The sequence below is a fragment of the Chryseotalea sp. WA131a genome (genome assembly GCA_025370075.1).
Lineage (GTDB): Bacteria > Bacteroidota > Bacteroidia > Cytophagales > Cyclobacteriaceae > ELB16-189.
Genome location: CP073016.1, coordinates 964,459 through 983,275, shown reverse-complemented (window position 1 = coordinate 983,275; position 18,817 = coordinate 964,459). Strand labels below are relative to the sequence as shown.

General features: G+C 45.7%; 12 protein-coding genes. 10 read left to right on the top strand and 2 right to left on the bottom strand.

Annotated elements, in window-relative coordinates; translation table 11 throughout:
- Window positions 1-24: 24 nt before the first annotated feature.
- From KA713_04520 to KA713_04485, 8 genes are all read left to right on the top strand, one after another.
- Window positions 25-3,849 carry a hypothetical protein gene (locus KA713_04520; protein UXE67874.1) on the top strand — a complete coding sequence of 1,275 codons (3,825 nt, stop codon included), beginning with the start codon at window positions 25-27 and terminating at the stop codon, window positions 3,847-3,849.
- Window positions 3,840-6,356, top strand: coding sequence for a hypothetical protein (locus tag KA713_04515; protein ID UXE67873.1), 2,517 nt, complete (start codon window positions 3,840-3,842; stop codon window positions 6,354-6,356). Before KA713_04520 ends, KA713_04515 begins: the two co-directional genes overlap by 10 nt.
- A 7-nt stretch (window positions 6,357-6,363) precedes the next feature.
- Window positions 6,364-12,198: a hypothetical protein gene (locus KA713_04510; GenBank protein ID UXE67872.1), complete on the top strand. Its 5,835-nt coding sequence runs from the start codon at window positions 6,364-6,366 to the stop codon at window positions 12,196-12,198.
- Between the two features lie 2 nt (window positions 12,199-12,200).
- Window positions 12,201-12,737 carry a hypothetical protein gene (locus tag KA713_04505; GenBank protein UXE67871.1) on the top strand — a complete coding sequence of 179 codons (537 nt, stop codon included), beginning with the start codon at window positions 12,201-12,203 and terminating at the stop codon, window positions 12,735-12,737.
- A gap of 88 nt (window positions 12,738-12,825) precedes the next feature.
- A complete protein-coding gene (locus tag KA713_04500) occupies window positions 12,826-13,254 on the top strand; it encodes a hypothetical protein (GenBank protein ID UXE67870.1) in 429 nt (142 codons plus the stop codon).
- Window positions 13,255-13,262: 8 nt separating this feature from the next.
- Complete coding sequence (locus KA713_04495) at window positions 13,263-14,021, top strand: hypothetical protein (protein UXE67869.1); 759 nt, start codon at window positions 13,263-13,265, stop codon at window positions 14,019-14,021.
- Between the two features lie 6 nt (window positions 14,022-14,027).
- The gene (locus tag KA713_04490) at window positions 14,028-15,353 is read left to right on the top strand and encodes a hypothetical protein (protein ID UXE67868.1); all 1,326 of its coding nucleotides are present in this window, start codon (window positions 14,028-14,030) and stop codon (window positions 15,351-15,353) included.
- Between the two features lie 17 nt (window positions 15,354-15,370).
- Window positions 15,371-15,757, top strand: coding sequence for a hypothetical protein (locus KA713_04485; GenBank protein UXE67867.1), 387 nt, complete (start codon window positions 15,371-15,373; stop codon window positions 15,755-15,757).
- Between the two features lie 128 nt (window positions 15,758-15,885).
- Here KA713_04485 and KA713_04480 read toward each other — a convergent pair whose 3' ends face one another.
- Window positions 15,886-16,269: a hypothetical protein gene (locus KA713_04480; protein UXE67866.1), complete on the bottom strand. Its 384-nt coding sequence runs from the start codon at window positions 16,267-16,269 to the stop codon at window positions 15,886-15,888.
- 19 nt (window positions 16,270-16,288) lie between these two features.
- Complete coding sequence (locus tag KA713_04475) at window positions 16,289-16,624, bottom strand: helix-turn-helix transcriptional regulator (protein UXE67865.1); 336 nt, start codon at window positions 16,622-16,624, stop codon at window positions 16,289-16,291.
- A 144-nt stretch (window positions 16,625-16,768) separates the two neighbouring features.
- On the opposite strand from KA713_04475, the gene KA713_04470 reads away from it, so the two are divergent.
- Window positions 16,769-17,692, top strand: coding sequence for a toprim domain-containing protein (locus KA713_04470; GenBank protein UXE67864.1), 924 nt, complete (start codon window positions 16,769-16,771; stop codon window positions 17,690-17,692).
- A gap of 546 nt (window positions 17,693-18,238) precedes the next feature.
- Window positions 18,239-18,766, top strand: a complete 528-nt coding sequence (locus KA713_04465; GenBank protein ID UXE67863.1) for a transposase — start codon at window positions 18,239-18,241, stop codon at window positions 18,764-18,766.
- Window positions 18,767-18,817 lie beyond the last annotated feature (51 nt).

The following is an 18,817-nucleotide window of genomic DNA, read 5'->3' as shown; positions in this document are numbered from 1 at the left end:
TTTTAATAATTTTTTTCATTAGCGATGAAACGATTTTATACAGCAACTTTTTTTATCGCCTTGTGGCTGCAAGGTGCTGGACAGATTGATGTACCGGTAGATCCATCTACGGGTAAAGCCCGGGTCGTTATACCGATGTGGAATGCTTCTTACGGCAGCCTTAAGTTGCCGGTTTCCTTATTTTACAATGGTGGTGGAGTGAAAGTCGAGGAAATTGAAGGGAATGCGGGTGTAGGCTGGTCGCTCACGGCTGGAGGGCAGATTTCTCGTGAGCTGAGGGGGCTTCCAGACGATTTTGAAGTATCAGGTGATTCAAGAAAAGGGTGGCTGTCCTCCAGCTATACCAATACATTTACGATATCTAATGAGCAAGCTAACTGGAATGCATTGAATTTTTTTGGTAGCGTGAGAGACTCTGAACCGGATATATTTACCATCAATGCACCAGGGCTGAGTGGCCAATTTGTCTTTGATAACAATCGTCAACTTAGACTTATACCGTATCAGGATGTTAAGGTTGACTATACCAGAATTGGAACTGAAAACCGAATAGTCAGTTTTGTTGTAACCAATAATACTGGTACAAAATACTTTTTCAACGAGCCTGAAACGGTGCAGCGCAGGGCCGTTAGAAATGGGACAACGGCTATTTCAGCTTTTGTTAAGGATTTTAAACTGTATGAAGTCCCCGTCAATTTCAATTCTACTTGGAAGCTAACTTCTATTCAATCGCCTTCTGGAGAAAACATCGGTCTAATCTATTCACTAGGAAGTTCGACAAATACAGATATCGTAACAAAAAAAGTAAGAGTAGCTACAGCATCTGGAGATCTTACTCATTTGTACACAATAACTGACAATATTCAATTACGAACTCTTAGTTCTATTACTTCCGGACCACTCTCGATCGTGTTCAAATGGTCTAACAAGTACATTCAATCCATTGAAGTAGTTGATGGAATTTATTCTTTGACAAAGAAATTTTCATTCAACTATAGGGATATACTTCAATCCAATGATTTTGCAGGGGGGCCGAATTTTAAGCGATTTCTGAAGGAAATAAAAGAGGAAGCAGGCTGTAGTGCATTTCCGTCCTTTCGGTTTGAATACTATTCTGTCGATTTCAACACAGACAGGACCAGTATTCCCTTTCGAGATAAAGACAAACAGGATTATTGGGGGTATCACAACGCTACCAGTACATCGGTTGTGCCTTTAATATATTATAATGATTCGGCACCCAATGGAGAGCGTTATAGGATATCAAAATTGCCCGGTTATACAGCCACCACGGGTGGTTCCGATAGAAGTGTTAATGCTTTCGTTGTTGCCGATGGTTCTTTAAGGCGCATTTATTACCCATCCGGTGGATATGCCCAAATTGATTTTGAAGCATCTGACTATAATGATAATGGAACAACTTTATTGGGAGGAGGAGTGCGCGTAAAAAAGGTGACCATAAGTGATAACGATACGGATGCTACCAATGATATAGTAAGGGAGTATGAATATAAATTAGCAAATGGTCAATCAAGCGGACGTTTTGTTTATAAACCTTCTTTTGCATATGCGGATGGAGTTACTATTGTATTGACTCCCGATAATCTAGCGCCAGATGATGATTTGTTGTTTGAACGAGCAACAGTCCTGCAAGCAGGGAAAGGGAAAACAGTTTATGAATATTCTGTACCAGGAGTTTATCCGCAACAGGCTATAGCGGGCACTGATTTTGCGGCCACGCTCTCACAATACGCGCGCAATGGAAGTCCACCAATTGAAAATCTACAAAATGGATACTACACCTATCCCTATCCTCCCAATACCAATTTTGATTTTGAGCGTGGCCTTCTTAGTCGTGTAGCCGATTTTGCAGAAGGTGCAAGTTTACCATTACAAGAAAAGACCATAACTTATAAACGCCTGAATACAGTACCGTCATATATTCAGGCCACTCGCTTCAATCAATTTGAATCAAATACTTACCAATTTGGGCAATACACTATCATAGCCAATGTTGCCAAAGTGGTGGACGAAGAAAAAACGATTGTTTATGATCCATCAAATCTAAATCAAGGGAACGAAAGTATTGTAAGTTATTCTTACAATGTAGTTCATAATATGTTGAGCCAGGTGCAAACTACCAATAGTGATGGAGTCATTACAAGATCGAAGATTAGATATGCCCGAGACTTCAATGCGATTACCAACCCAGATCTTGGTTTAGTCGATACGGTGTTGAGGGCTCATAATGTAACGATCAGTCGGATGAATAATGCAAGTAATTTCATGCACGGTTTTGTAGTGGAAACATTCTCCACTGTACAAAGGCCATCCGGAGCAGAGACTTATGCGTCTGGCGGGCTTACACTCTTTAGTAACTTTAGTACTTCCAGCCGGGTTCTTCCGGCACGCTCCCTCGTGTATTCCGGGTCTCCTGGGTTTACTGAATCAACAGTGGCAGTAAATGGCGCTTCCCAAAGCTTCAGTTACTCAAATCGCTATAGGCCAGCCATGATATTCAGTCATTACGATTTGTCAGGCAATGTGTTAACTGTAGCTGACAAACAACGTAATGTTAGTTCCTCTCATTACGGATATGGCAATAGTATTCCTGTTGTTTCAATTGTGAATGCCAAGGCAAACGAAGTATGTTTTAGTGATTTTGAAAGCAACTCAACCGGGCATTTATCAGACTATTTCAATTTTGTTGAGTTAACAGACGCATGGTCAGGAAAAAGATGTGGGAAGTTAAATGCCTCCACCGTAATCGAGAAGTCAGGTTTATTCAATGGTGCCATTGGGGGCTTTTATAAATTTTCATGTTGGGCAAAAGCGACAACTGCTGTAAATATTACAATTGAGGCAAGAATTTTTAATGGGACATCATGGCAAGCTTTCCCAATTACATACCCTACTGCTTCGAGTGGGCAATGGATTTATCTTGAACGGAGAATTCCAATGACCGGCATTCCATCGACATTTTCATTTCGCATAGGTGCTTCTGGTCTGTTACTAGTAGATCAGGTAGCCTTATATCCAGAAAAAGCAGAGATCACGTCTAGTACGTTTGAGCCCATCAATGGGAAGACTTCAATTACAGATACACGGGGTAACTCGGTATTTTATCAATATGATGAATTGGGTCGTCTCAAATACACTTTTGACGCAAAGAAAAATCTGGTGCAATTGGATGAGTATAAGTATTTGGTTTCACCAGCACCGTCTCTTAAATCAAATTTTGCAATCGCTGGCAATTACAAAGCCGGTAGTTCGATGACGTTTACGGCTCCAGAAAATTGCACCGCGACAATTCATCAGTGGAAAGTGGATGATGTGGTGGTTGGAACGAATAGCCCTACGCTAACTTATACTTTTCCAACGCATTGTTATTATTGGGTGGAGTTGCGAGTGACTTCTCCAGAAGGCATTGAACCAAGCGTTTCAAAATATAAGTTAACAATTAATCCTATGGATTTGGGGGTTGCTATTCGAGCCTCCAGAGAAACGGTTACCTTTTGTGATCTTTCGGGTGTTACTATGACAGCTGTTGTAACTGGTCAATGTGCGTCTCCCGGTTCCTCTCTGAGTTACGGTTGGTCGTATAAGAATTGCAACAGTTCTACTTGGGTACAAGTATTCAATGGTGGCATTAGTCCCAGCTATGTATTTAACTATGCTGGTACGATACCACAGGCTGACTATGTTTGCCCACAAGGATCAACTACGGGTTGGGTAGAGATAAGGTGCCAAGTTTCTATGGTGTGTAATAGTACTTGTTTCAGTGCGACAGCGGTCGGAGAAAGTACATTCACGGTTAAATATGATGGATCAAATAGAAAATGTCAATAGCTGCAATGGAAACTTTTATTAAAAATAAAATCAAGTTACAGGGTAAGATTGATTTGAGAATAACTGCACTGCCATTAATTCTATTGCTGGTAGTTGAGTTATCTTCATACCGGGCAAGTGCACAAAGTATTAACGGACAAACTTCAATTTGTGTTGGCCAAAGTGCCGGATACACATTCTCTGGCCCAGCGGGATCTTCGGTAACTGGCTGGCAAGTAATTGGAGGGTCAGCGACTGGAAGTGGTACGAGTGTGACGATAAATTGGACTACTGCGACAAACGTTGGAAAGGTAACCGTTACCTACACAGTGGCAGGTGAGGCACAGTCCACCGCTACGCTTTCAGTAGTTGTATTCCCAAGCGGAGGCACACTTACTGCAGGAACCATATCTGCCCCATCATCGGTCTGCTACAATGCAACGGCCACAATTTCCAACTCATCTGGTGCCGGTGGTGGAGGTTTTGCTAGATACTTTTGGTGGAAGAGGGGGGTATCTGAAGCTTGGTTTACGCAAATAGATGGAGTTATTGGAGATAGCTATACAACCAATTCTCTTACGGAGTCTACTTATTTTTATCGAATGGCAAGTTTCCAATGCGGTCAGATTTCTTCCAATACGGTATACGTGTCAGTTTTTCCTCTTTTGACACCGGGTTCAATTTCTCAGCCAGCTCCTTTATGTAATGCGTCCCCTACGGGATATCTGTATGGGGCATCCACGGCTACTGGCGGTACCGGAACTTATTCCTATCAATGGCAAAGAAGTAATGATGCAGCTACTTGGTCCGATGTTACTGGTTCAACCGACCCTACAGGAGTTTCTACAGGAAATCTTACAGGTACTACCTGGTTCAGGAGAAAAGTAACAAGTTGCACCGTGCGGTATTCCAATGCTGTTTCCGTGAGTATTCTTCCTTCATTGACTCCAGGCACACTAAGTGGTACAACTACCGTGTGCACTGGAGGAGGAGCTACTTTTACAGGTAGCCCTGCAGGGGGTGGAAATGCTAGCTACACTTACCAGTGGTACATTCAAAATGACTTTGGCGGATGGGATCCTATAAGTGGCGCCAATGGCTTAAACTATACGGTTACGAGTACTGGTGTTACCCATCGCTTTAAGCGTATTGATACCAGCTGTAACGATGCACGTTCAACTAATACCGTTGCTATTTTTATAAATGAGTTCTCAGTACCAGGTGTCATTAATCCACCATCTACAGAAGTGTGTACCAAGTTTAGCGGCCCATTGAATATCATTAATAGCTTGGGAGGTGTTTTGCGTTGGGAAAAAAATACAGGTGCTGGATGGCAGATTATCCCTTCCTCGAATTCAACCACTCTCAACCTTGTAGATGTAGTTGACTCGAATACACAATTTAAAGCCATACTTAAAAATGGTGTATGCCCCCAAGTTGAAACACCTGTTGCTACCTTGAAAGTTTATCGGCCAACTGCAACTATCAACGGAACAAGCACTTTTACCTACGGTGGCGTTACCTTAATGGAAGTGGGTTCGTATAGTAGTTATCGATGGTTCAAAGATGACATCGAGCTTACACAGTTTTCGACTACGCCCACCGCCCTTTACATAAACGAACCGGGAACTTATAAAGCTGAGGTGAAAGCTACACCTACGTCTCCCAGCTGCGTGACAAATACTGTTACGGTAAAGGGCTTGAGCGGCCAGGTAAGTGTCAACTATAAAAGCGTTACACGTTTTAGGGTAGCAGGTATCTCACCTTTTACCAATGTTTATAAGTCTCCCACACCTAACTATACTCAATCAATTCAATATCAGGATGGATTGGGCAGGCCTATTCAGCAAGTGGGTGTAAGACAGGCGCCAGGGTCGGTTGAGATAATTCAGCCCATGAGCTACGATCAATTTGGAAAAAACTCAACTACTTTTCTGTCCTATTCTCTTGAAATTAATGATGGTCTTTTCAGACCGTACGCCCTTAAAGGCACTACCGGAGATTATAGTAACGCGGAACAACGAAATTTTTATACCAACTCAATTGCTTTAAAGCGTGCCGAAAACCCTAATCCATATGCCGTGACCCTGTACGATAACAGCCCAGTGGGCCGTGTGCTTAAGCAAGGCGCACCGGGAACTGACTGGCAACCGACAGCTGACCCGCTAAGTTTAGCAGACCGCACGGTTAAAAATCAATATGCATTTAATACAACTTCAGAGGTATTGCTGTTCACCTATAACGCGGCTGACGGCTCTGTGAGTGCCACCACTGGTACACAGCCATTGTATTATTCGGCCAACCAGCTATTCAAAAACATCACCTACGATGAGAACAACAACCAGGTGGTCGTTTTTACGGATAAAGAAGGCAAAACAATTTTAAAGAAAGTGCAGTATGGCAAAGACGCAGGTAACAATCCGCTTTTCGGCTCTACCTATTATGTCTATGATCACCTAGGCCGGTTAGCCGTGGTGCTGCCACCGGAGGCCATCAACAGTATGGGTTCAATGTTCACACAAAACTGAGATGCCCATGAAAACAAAATTCACATTCTTCTTTTTTTGCTTGTGGCTGTTTACAGCAGAGACCTTCGCATGGCCGGGTTCTGGAAAGGGGAAGAAAAATTTACCCGTGGGTGAATTAACGGTCGTTGGTACTGCCGTGGCTTGTTCTGCAAATCAATATGTGTATGCGGTACAAAACGATTCAAACACCTCGTTCTCGTGGTCATTAACAGGAAGCGGCACCATAGTAGGATCTGCTACGGGCAGTACAGTCACAGTATCGTGGACGGGAACAGGTGGCACAGTTACTGCTTCCAGGGAGACTCAAAACTGCTATGTAGTGGACGACCCGCCACCCTATCAGGTATGCACCGATGTTATTGAATGCTACCCGGATGATGCACCACCTTTCCAGATTTGTTATATAATAGGGCAAAACTGCGAAACCATTGATCCGCCACCCGTAGAGCAATGCTACAATGTTGTCTACAGCGGTACACTCTCAGTATCGGTGGTGGCCTTCGCCAACTATACTGTTACCGGAGGAGGTTCCTTCTGTTTGGGCGGATCCACGAATGTAGGATTATCCGGTTCTCAGGGTGGATACACCTACCAGCTTCTGCTGAATGGCTCGGTTATCAATACGCAAGGTGGCAATGGTGGCGTTTTGAATTGGGGAGGTTTAACCTCAGCCGGAAATTATACGGTACTTGCAAGTGCCAATGGCTGCAACAAGCTGATGACAGGCAGTGTGAGCATTGGTGTGAATGCACTGCCCACGGTTTTTGCTGTAGGCGGTAGCGGCACGTTTTGTGGGTCAGCGTCAGCTACTATTACCTTGAGCGGTTCACAAGTTGGTGTAAACTATCAACTTAGAAAAGACGGAGTAAATACCGGTTCGGCTATCGGTGGAACCAATGGCAGTTTAAGTTGGGCAGGGCAAACCGCTGCCGGCACGTACACGGTAGTGGCTACTAACTCTTCTACTGGTTGTGTGCAAGCGATGTCTGGTTCTTCCATTGTAGTCATTACCCCTTTGCCTGCCTTATTTACCGTGAGCGGCACAGCGGCAATATGCTCAGGGTATTCGACCACGGTCAGTTTGAGCGGCACACAAACCGGTGTAAATTATCAATTGCGCAAAGACGGAGTGAACACAGGCACACCACTTGCGGGTACTGGCAGCGCGTTGAATTTTACAGGGCAGAACCTTGCGGGAATTTATACGGTGGTGGCCACCAACGCCACCACACAGTGTACCCAAACCATGACTGGTAGCGCCACTCTTACGGTGAACCCTGCCCCCGCATTGTTTACAGTAAGTGGAGGAGGCACCTTCTGTGGCTCGGCCTCGGTTACAATTTCACTCAGTGCTTCGGAGACGGGCGTTAACTATCAATTAAAACGGGGCACCACCTATGTCGGCACGACTGTGGCCGGCACGGGTGCAGCTTTGAGTTGGGTCAGCCAGTCTACATCAGGTACCTACACCGTAGCAGCTACGCGTACAGCCAATTCGTGTGTAACAACCATGACCGGCTCGGCCGTGCTCACCATTAACCCCCTGCCCACGAATTTCACCACCAGTGGTGGTGGCGGCTATTGTGCTGGTGGCGCAGGTGTGAACATTACCCTTAGCGGCTCGCAGATAGGCATTAACTACCAGTTGAGAATCGGGGCGGCTAACGCTGGCAGTGCGGTGGCCGGAACCGGTGCGGCACTTAACTGGACAAACACTACAGCAGCTGGTAGCTACACAGTCATCGCTACTAATCCCACCACTATGTGTAACCTCACCATGAGTGGCACGCGCACAGTTACCATTAATGCACTGCCGACCGTTTATAACCTCACGGGTGGTGGAACCATCTGCGGTACGGGCTCATTAACCCTTACCTTATCCGGTTCGCAGAGTGGTGTAAATTATCAACTCATTCGCGATGGGTCTGTGAATGTAGGCGCAGTAGTAGCTGGCAACGGCAGCGCCCGCACATGGACGGGCCTCAACTCGGCAGGCGTTTATACCGTGAGAGCCACCAACGCCACCACTACTTGCACGCAGCTAATGAACGGCACCAGCACGATTGTGAACCCCACACCGGCCCTCTTTACCCTCAGCGGGGGCGGTACTATTTGTGCCGCGCAGACTGCCACTATAACCCTCAGCGGCTCGGAGACAACCGCCACCTATCAATTAAAAAACGGTGCCACTAATGTAGGCACCCCGCTGCCTGGCAGTGGCTACACCCTCACCTGGGCAGACCTAAGCGCTGCGGGTACCTACACCGTAGTGGCAACGCACACTACTTCAGCCTGCGCAAGAACCATGACAGCCAGTGCGGTATTGACAGTCAATACCAATGTGAGCGCCTGCAAAGGAATAGTGAAGGCGGCCTTCATGAACAACTGGGCCTTTCAATACCGCTATGACGACCGCAGCCGCCTCACCGCCAAAAAAGCACCGGGTGCCGATTGGGTCTATTTTGTGTACGATGACATTGACCGCCTTGTGATGACCCAGGATGCCGAGCAGCGCAAACTCAACCAGTGGATGGTGGTGAAATACGATGAGCGCAACCGCCCCATCATCACCGCCCTCTACACCCACACCAGCGCCATTGACCAGGCGGCCATGACACTTTTGCTCAGCACCACCGCCTTCTTCGAAAGTTACAATGGCGCTGCCGCCACCCACGGCTACACCAACACCGTGTTTCCCACCACCAGCCTTGACGTGCTCACCGTAGGGTACTATGACAATTATGATTTTAAAACGCTGCTGGCCGACACCCGCTTTAACTTTGTGGGCAACGATGTGAGCGGGCAAGCCACCCAGGTCTTTGACTATCTCAATGGCATGGCCACGGGCTCGAAAGTAAAACAACTCGGCACCACCACCTACTTGTGGAGCGTGAGCTATGTAGACGACCGCCTGCGGCCGATACAGACTGTGAGCAGCAACCACAAGAGCGGCATCAACCGCATGACTACGGTTTATGATTTTGAAAACAAGATACTCAACAGCAAGACCACCTACGTGGTGGGCGGCACTACCACCACCATTGCCCGTAGAATGAACTACGATGATGACGGACGGCCCTGGCAAACATTTCATAAGATAAACAGCCAGGCCGAGACCCTGCTCGCGCAGTATGAGTACAATGCCCTAGGCCAATTGATAGACAAGAAACTCCACAGCACGGACAATGGCGCCACCTTTAAGCAAAGCCTTGACTACCGCTACAACATACGCGGCTGGCTCATGTCAATTAACAATGCTCAATTGGCAAATGACCTAATTACCAATGACGATACGGGAGATTTCTTTGGTTTGGAATTGGCCTACAACAACACGCTGGGCACGGGCAGTACCCCCGCCTACAATGGCAACATTACGGCCATGAAGTGGAGCGCCAACCAGGGTGTGAGTACCGTGAAAGAACGCGCTTATAATTATAAATATGATGCACAAGACCGCCTCACCGATGCCACCTACAAAGAGAAAGCCGTGGCGTGGAGCCAGCCTTTGGGCAATGCCTACAGCGAGAGCGGCTACCAGTATGACCAAAACGGAAACATACTGGCCCTCACACGCAAAAGCGCCACGGGCACCGACCTTGACGTGCTGACTTATGACTACGGCACGGGCAATAGCAAGAGCAACCGCCTGCTTAAAGTGACCGACAGCGGCAGCAAGACCACCGGCTTTGCCGATGGGGCTAACACCGATGTCGACTATGTGTATAACAACAATGGCAGCCTGACTACGGATAAGAACAAGGGCATCAGCAGCATGCTGTATAACTACCAGAACAAACCCGAGCGGGTGAACAAGCGTGATGGCAGCTACCTGAAGTATGTGTATGATGGCGCAGGCCGCAAGCTGCGGCAAGAGTTGTATAACAGTGCCAACGCCCTGCAGAAGAGCACCGACTACGTGGGCGAGCTGCTGTATGAAAACGAAGCACTGCAAGTGGTGCAGCACCAAGAGGGGAGATTGGTGCCCGATGGAGGCAACTTGATTTACCAATACCACCTTACCGACCACCAGGGCAACGTGCGCATGACCTTCACCACCAAAGACGATAGCGAGGCTAACACGGCCACGCTGGAGAATGCCAGCGCTGCCACCGAGCAGAGCAAGTTCTTGCGCTATGCCACGGCCAGGCGCATCAACGCGATCATTTTTGACAAGACAAACGGGGCATCCACAGGATACAGCCAGCGGTTGAACGGCTCTGCCAATGAGCAGTACGGCCTGGCAAAATCGCTGAGCGTGATGCCGGGCGATGTGATCAATGCCGAGGTATATGCCAAGTACGTGGATCCGGCAGTAAACAACTCCACTACTGCCGGGCAGAACCTGCTCAACCTACTTGCTCAGATAGCAGCCAGCACGGCAGGCGTAGTGATAGACGGAAGCAGTTACGGCAATAGCACTTCCTCTTTCCCAACTACCTATGGAGGGCTACAGGGCAAGACCGACAATGGCGCGCCGAGGGCGTACCTGAACTGGTTGATTTTTGACAGGAACTATGTTTTTCAAACGGGGGGCTTTAAGCAGATCACTACATTGGCCAAAGAGGCGGGCACCGATGTGCTACATGAATACATTGCCTCACCCACCATCACCATTACGCAGCCGGGCTACGTGTATATTTACCTGAGCAACGAAAGCATGCAACCGCCCAACGCAAGCCCCATACCCATAGAAGTTTATTTTGATGATTTTAAAGTGACCCATACCAAAACACCGGTGGTGCAGAGCAATGATCACTTTGCGCATGGCATGGACAATAGTGCGTTGAGCTATCAACGAGAAAACAGCACCAAGAATAATTTTCTCTATAATGCGGGCAGCGAAGTGCAAGGCAGCATCGATCAAAACATTTATGATATGCCCTACCGCGGCATGGATGTGAGCATAGGGCGGATGATGCAGGTGGACCCTTTGGCGGGTAGTTACTCTAGCCATAGTACATATAATTATGCGTTTAACGATCCGGTGTTTTTTAATGACCCAAATGGAGCTGATCCGAATAGCGATGGATGGAATCAAATCCAGGAGAGCCGCAACTATGACATGGAGCGTAACTACTACAACACGCACGGAATTTACGGTGACGATGATATGTATGGGATGATGTTTGGCAAAATTGGTGCCGGTGTGGGCAATTGGTACAAGGTGACTAATTATTGGATGGAGGAATCTGGCTACAAGGACGACAAGGGAAATTTTATACACGATTATACATATGATTATTCTTATGGGTATGATACAAAGATGATGTATGTATATGAAAATCAGCAGCGGAGGCAGCGGCAGCAGCTGAATGACGCGGGGGTAGTGGTCACCATCACAGGTGAAATTGTTTTGCAGGGCCGAGTTTCTGCCTACCCACTAAAGACCTATGACGCCAATGGAGACCTAAGAACATACAGTGTTCCATATTATCGCGTTAACGTTACGGGCACTGATGCAAATGGAAAAGTCACGACCAAACAATTTTCAGCGTTAAGGTTTGGAGTTTACAATACGGCAACCACAGACCCAAAGGTCGTTGGGGTAAACGGTGCAAATGGACCTTATGACCTTCAATGGTCAACAGCATACAATGGTGGAGCATGGCAGGTGAAAGGTCTCTACAACAGCTTGGGTTACGAAACTTATTATTTACACATTGGCCCTTCAACCATCACCAATTCCATCGGGTTGACTGGGTGCGTGGCGATATTGGGAGGGGTACAAGGAATTACCGAATTCAATAATTTCATTCGCCAATATTCAGGCCCAGTTCAGGTAATGTATGACTATGCGCCAACACCTGCCCTAATCTTAGGGCCAACAATAAAATCAAGATAACCATGAGAAAAGCACTTTTATTTTTCATTTTGTCGGCTCCTTATTTATTGAGCTGTCAAAACCCATCAGCTAAGTTTAAATCAGTCATCATCGACAGTAAGGATAAGTTTGAATTCAGGGACGAGGGTAAAGCTGTGAAAATCTTTGAAGAAGAAGCCGTCAGCGACACGATTCGGTCGGGGTTAGTGGTAAACAATGATGACCTTAGGCATATTTGGTTTACTAAAACTTACTTTAACTCCTTTAACAAAGACACATTACAGATAGAGATTTATAGCACTGACCAAGCATACAGTCATCGTTACGTAATAAAGATTTTCAAGGATAAATGTAAAGTTGACTATCAATATCAGATGTCTGGTCCAGAATTTGAAAGAAAAGTTATTCCTATTGAGTACTTAGTGAAATTAAACAGCTTGGACTTTAAGAAAGGTAAGACTATAAGGGGTTATACTGAATTTAAAGGGAAGTGCCGTGGAGAAGGTTGTAGTGATTCTAACATAGAAATAAAAGGGAATTTTAAAATACTGATAGAGTAAAGTTCAGACGCAAGGAGGGGCTCCAACTATCTTCATTAACTTAGAGGTCATACCCAAGGGATTTGACCAAGCGGGCTACATAAATGATTTGCGGACAACTCTAATTGCGAATGGTTTTGCCAGTAACCTAGTGGTGGAATATTCGTCCCTTGGTGGCAGATTAAAAGCTTGGTGGAATGATTCGCCCACTGGTACTGTTACAATAAAAAACTTTAGGCTTGGGAAGGATAAGTTGGAAGCTGGTGGATATTCCCCTTCGAATGACCCAAATGGACCTATCGTGTACAATGGTCTTTCTCCAACTGGTGCAGGAAAACAATTGCCCATGTGTGCATATGTAAATGCTGCCGTTCATGAGATAGGACATGGATTCTTTGGGTTTAGTCATGCTTTTGGGACTGGGGCTACTAATGACCCAACAAGCATTATGGATTATAGGAGTGCGTACAGGCAAGGCGCGGGTTTCAATGCGGACCAGCAAGCCATAATAAAAGCAAGTATTTGGGGTGGAAAATAGATGAATCTATGACAAACAAAATGAAAGTGAGTATGATAGCAGTGGTGATTACCGTATTGGTAATAGCTATATTGGCTGTAAGGGTATTCTTCAATTCTATAAATTCGTTGACGTATAGAATTTTTAAGGCTGAGTCAAAGGGATATTATTTTCATAAATTATTGGGCATAGTTCCTTCGCCTTATCAAGACAGATATTCAAGAGTTGTGCTTGAATCGTTTGACAATGTAAAGGTCATAAACATGGTGGATGAGATAGGGTCATCACACCAGAACTTCATAGTACTTACAGTTGGTGCTGAATCAAAATTCCTTAGGGCTTACCCATTCGAGTTGGTGGGGGTGAAAGAGAAAACAATAGAGAGCAGCGGATGGAATAAACATATTTCGATGTTGATTAATATTGAGGTGTTCAATGAGTATGTGCGTTCTAAGGAACTAAAATCCAGACAAGATATCATTGGGGCATATTGCTCTTTCCTTTCAAACCCAACAAACCCAACGATGCATAAAATCTTGCGCAGCACCTCCGACATAGATTCGTTGATTGCACATTGGCCTCTTAACAATTTGGAATTCGTGAAAGCCACGGCTAAATTGGTAGATGCCACGAGCCTTGATTTTGATCAGCCTGAGGGGACAGTCTTTTGCTGGTTTTACAATGCTGGTGTAGTGAAATTGGCTTTTACATTCAACGAAGACAATACCGTTAAGTCTGTGGACAGTGATATAATTGGTCTTTTGGGGAACGAATTCCCGACCATTTGATCCCGGTTGATTTTTGACAGGGACTATGTTTTTCAAACAGGGGGCTTTAAGCAGATCACTACGTTGGCCAAAGAGGCAGGCATCGATGTGCCACATGAGCGGCTGCAATCACCAGAGCTATCTATCACGGAGCCAGGCTATGTGTATATTTACCTGAGCAACGAAAGCATTCAACCGCCCAACACAAGCCCCATACCCATAGAAGTTTATTTTGATGATTTTCAAGTGACCCATACCAAATCACCGGTGGTGCAGAGCAATGATCACTTTGCGCATGGCATGGATAATAGTGCGTTGAGCTATCAACGAGAGAACAGCACCAAGAATAATTTTCTTTACAATGCGGGCAGTGAAGTGCAGACAACGATAGATGCAAATGTTTATGACACTTACTTTCGAGGACTGGATGTGAGTACTGGCCGGTGGCAGCAGGTTGATCCTTTAAGTGATCGAAACTTGGCGCACTCACCATATTCAGCAATGTTTAACGATCCTATATACTGGAATGACCCCAGTGGAGCGGAGCCTCCAGACAAGAAGAGCAGCGTAAGAGAACAATCCGATCAAAGGATTATTGACCGTATGTTTAATGATCAGAGACGAATGTATGGAGTGATCGGTGATGACGATTTGAATGGTTCTGGGTGGGGCAGTGCATTTGAGAAATACGGTCCTGGTGATGGTGGAGCTTTGAATAGCTTTTTAGGAGGCATTGAATACCAGAAAGCGGCATTTGCTGCCAATCAGGGTAATGCAGAAGCGGGAAGTAATAAGTATGGTGAAATGGGATATTGGGTACAAACAAATTATAGATCCGGAAATGCGGTGGTTGTTAATGCGAAGTTTGTGAAGGTGTCCTCAAGTCAGCAGACACAGGGAGGAGGGCCGGATCCACTGGAAAGATTTGTACTAGGTTTTGGATGGGGTCCGCGGACAAACGAGATTTCAGGTTCGAGCCTTGCTGGGTTCGCTGGGCTAATGTCCAATGCGGTAGATGCTGCGGTAAGGAACGATGCTAGGTACATAAGCAATTTCTCAAAGTTAAGGCAGGTCGCAACTGCCTCGAAGTATGTCAGGAATTTTGGTACTGGCCTTGGTGTTGTTGGTATCCTTTCAACTGGCGTTGAAAGTGCCCTTGACGGTAACCTTTCAATTGGTGATGGTACTAAATTTGCCTTGGGGGTTGCCTCAGTGGCCTTCCCTGTATTTGGAATTGTTTACGGTCTCACCGATCTGGCGTTCCAATTTGGAACGGGTACAGGCTTGACTGATAGGATAGCGAACGGGTTAGACAGTGCGTTGCCAAACGCAAATATTAAGTTAGGCTATTGACGAACCAATCTTGACAAATGAACTTAGTCGAATACATTTTTTATAGGGTTGCAAAATTCTATTACAAGCGGGACGGCAGCAGTGCCTTTAGGGCAGTTGCAGTGTTAAGCGTGATGCAAGGGATGTTGCTTGTTGATTTGTTACTTCTGATCCGTGTGCTTTTCCTGCATCAATCCGATGTTCAGGGTTATGTGAAGTATGGCCGCATGATTGGGGTTGCTTTAGCAGTCCTTTTGATAGCGTTGAACTACTTTCACTTTAGGGGCAAGTATTGGAAATTGTCCGACCGATGGCGTGAGAAAGAGAAAGACAATCCGGCACTTCGGAAGACAAGAGGCTGGTTGGTAGTTTTTGCCATTATTCTCCCATTCCTATTATATCTTTTGCCGTTCTTGATTCACTAAAAGAAAAGAAGTTGACAAGTGAAAGCCCAGAGCGATCTGGTTTTTCTGTCTTGTCAGGTGTTCCGCCCAGTGAGGTGTTATCCAGCTCACATCAAGCAAAAACCCGATGATGAGTCGGGTTTTATTTTTTAGTCTTTGTTGAGCTTATCAAAATAGTCGAGCGCGATTTTCCCAGATAGGAACATTCCCCCCGTAACGATCAGGGTGGTGTGTATTGGCATACCAGAAGAGACCACTATAGCAAAAGTCAAGAGGGACAAGAAGAAGAACAATGCCCGCATTGCAAAGATATTCAAGGCCATGAAAGAGCGGAGAACAAAAGAGGGTGTCACGACAACGGAAAGACCTTTTGTGGTAACCACATAGGGCCTGTTAAGGAATTGGTTCAATTGAACAGATCCTTGCGTCAAGTACCTGCCCACAGGCTTTAAAACAGAACGGTGCTTTTTGAGGTTGCGGAACAATGTAAAGCATCCGTTGATAGCGCGAACGATCAAAAGTAGTGTATTCATGGATATTGGCAGTTTAGGATTAGTCCATCAGGATTTTGAGTTTACTCTTTGCAAAGAAGGCATCCATGAGAGCGAAGATGTGGCTCTTGTCCTCGGGGGAAAGTTTCTCCATGAGCTTCAACCTCTTGAGCGCATCGTTGTCAATGTTCTGGTACTCGGTGTTCTTCACAAGGAAGTCGAGCGTAACTTTTAAGGCGTCCGCGATCTTGGCGGCCGTGTCGATGGAGGGCTTGATCTCATCGCGCTCGTACTTCCCGATGATATCGCCAGAAGTGCCGACCTCTTTGCCGAGATCGGCTTGGGTCATCTTGATTTGCTTCCTTGCATAGGTTATTCTCTGTCCAAACGTCATCATATATCGTATTTATGAGCTAAAAACTAAGCTTTAGGTAAAAGTAAGCGAATGAAAAGTCGGAAACAATTGTTATGATGCTTGCCTGAATAAGAATGATTGGTTAGGTTTGTGAATGATATATCACACGAAAAAATATTTTCATTCATGGAGATAGCAGACATCAAAACCCGCCTCACCCTCGCCCAAGTCTTAGACCACTACGGGTTAAAACCCGACAAGCACGGGAAAATGAATTGCCCTTTCCATGACGACAAGACACCGAGCTTCCAAGTGTATTGGAAAACCCATACCTGCTACTGCTTCTCCAGCAACTGCCCAACGAATGGCAAGAGCTTGGACGTGATCGATTTTATCATGCACAAAGAGAAGACAGACAAACACAACGCGATACTGAAAGCGCAATCACTGATCGGTAATACTGAAATACCTACACTAAGCCGAGAAGCATTTTTAACAAACATGTTCACCTACTTTAAAAATGCGGTGTACAACAGCAAGCCAGCAGCGGATTACATTGCGAGCCGTTCGTTAGATCATTACCAAACAGAGGTTGGTTACAACTCGGCACAGTTCCACCATGGAAAACGGAAAGAAGAAACGCTGATCAACAACTGCCTGAAATACGGATTGCTGCGGGAAACAAATGTTATCAATGCAAGGTCGAAAGATGACAAGGCGTACAATGTGTTCGGCAAATGGTGCATTGTGTTTGCACTGAAGAACAAATCGAACCAAGTAACAAGTTTATACTTCCGCAGCACCATCAACGATACCGATCAGGACCCGTCCCGCCAAAGCGGGAAGCATTACTACTTAAAAGACCGGCAAGGACTTTACCCGCACTACCCAAAACCTGAAACCAAAAAACTGATTTTAACCGAAGCCATCATTGATGCGGCCACGTTGTTGCAATCCTCCGAGATCACAGCGAACTACACGATCCTGAGTTGCTACGGAACGAATGGATTGACAGAAGAACACCAGCAAGCGATCAAAGAGCTTGAACAGTTAGGGGAAATCATTTTCTTTTTTGATGGAGATGAAGCAGGGACAAAAGCCGTCCCCTAGTTCTCGTTGGTCAAAAAGTTATTCTTGGTTGTTGTTGCGGGTCGCCTGACCCGCAACTTGTTTTCGCACACCCCCTAGTTGCCGTTGGTCAGTAAGTTGTTTTTAGTCGTAGTTGTTGGTCGCCTGACCAACAACTTCACAAACCCCTAGTTCTCGTTGGTCAAAAAGTTATTCTTGGTTGTTGTTGCGGGTCGCCTGACCCGCAACTTGTTTTCGCACACCCCCTAGTTGCCGTTGGTCAGTAAGTTGTTTTTAGTCGTAGTTGTTGGTCGCCTGACCAACAACTTCACAAACCCCTAGTTCTCGTTGGTCAAAAAGTTATTCTTGGTTGTTGTTGCGGGTCGCCTGACCCGCAACTTGTTTTCGCACACCCCTAGCTGTCGTTGGTCAAGAAGTTTGTTTTTAGTTGTAGTTGTTGGTCGCTGACCAACAACTTGTTTTTACAGACTCGTTAGCTATTGTTTAGCTGTTTGTGCGTACGCTGGTCAGGCGACCAGCGTGAACGTAATGATGTGCGAGAACGGAAATTGCTAATTTCGCTTGCGAATGGTGCTGCAAAAAAATCACGTTCAGTTTTTCACTGCTGTATGTTATGATTGGCTCAAGCTGTTGGACAGCGATGAGGCAAAACTGATCGTAATTGAATCATTGAAATTTAGGATTGCTCAAGGGCAGATAAAAGTGGGCGCCTACGTAATCATGCCGAACCACATTCATATCATTTGGCGCATACAGAATGACTTTAAGTTAGAAGACGTGCAGCGCGATCTCTTAAAGTTCACGGCAAAGAAGATAATCGAAAGAATAAAGCAGCGCGATGGCCAAAAGAAATTGGAAGAGATTTATGTAGGTGCCAAAGACAGAACCTTTCAAGTATGGAAAAGGGATTCGCTGAGCATTGATCTTTTCTCTGAAAAATTTGTCCAGCAAAAGATGAATTACATTCACAACAATCCTTGCCAACCACATTGGAATTTGGCCGCAGACACAAGAGATTATCGCTTCAGCTCTGCAAGCTTTTATGAAACAGGCATGGACGAGTTCGGGATCATTACTCACTTGGATGAATTGTAGGTTGATTTAAATGCTGGTCAGGCGACTAGCATTAACGAAGGGAAGAAGATT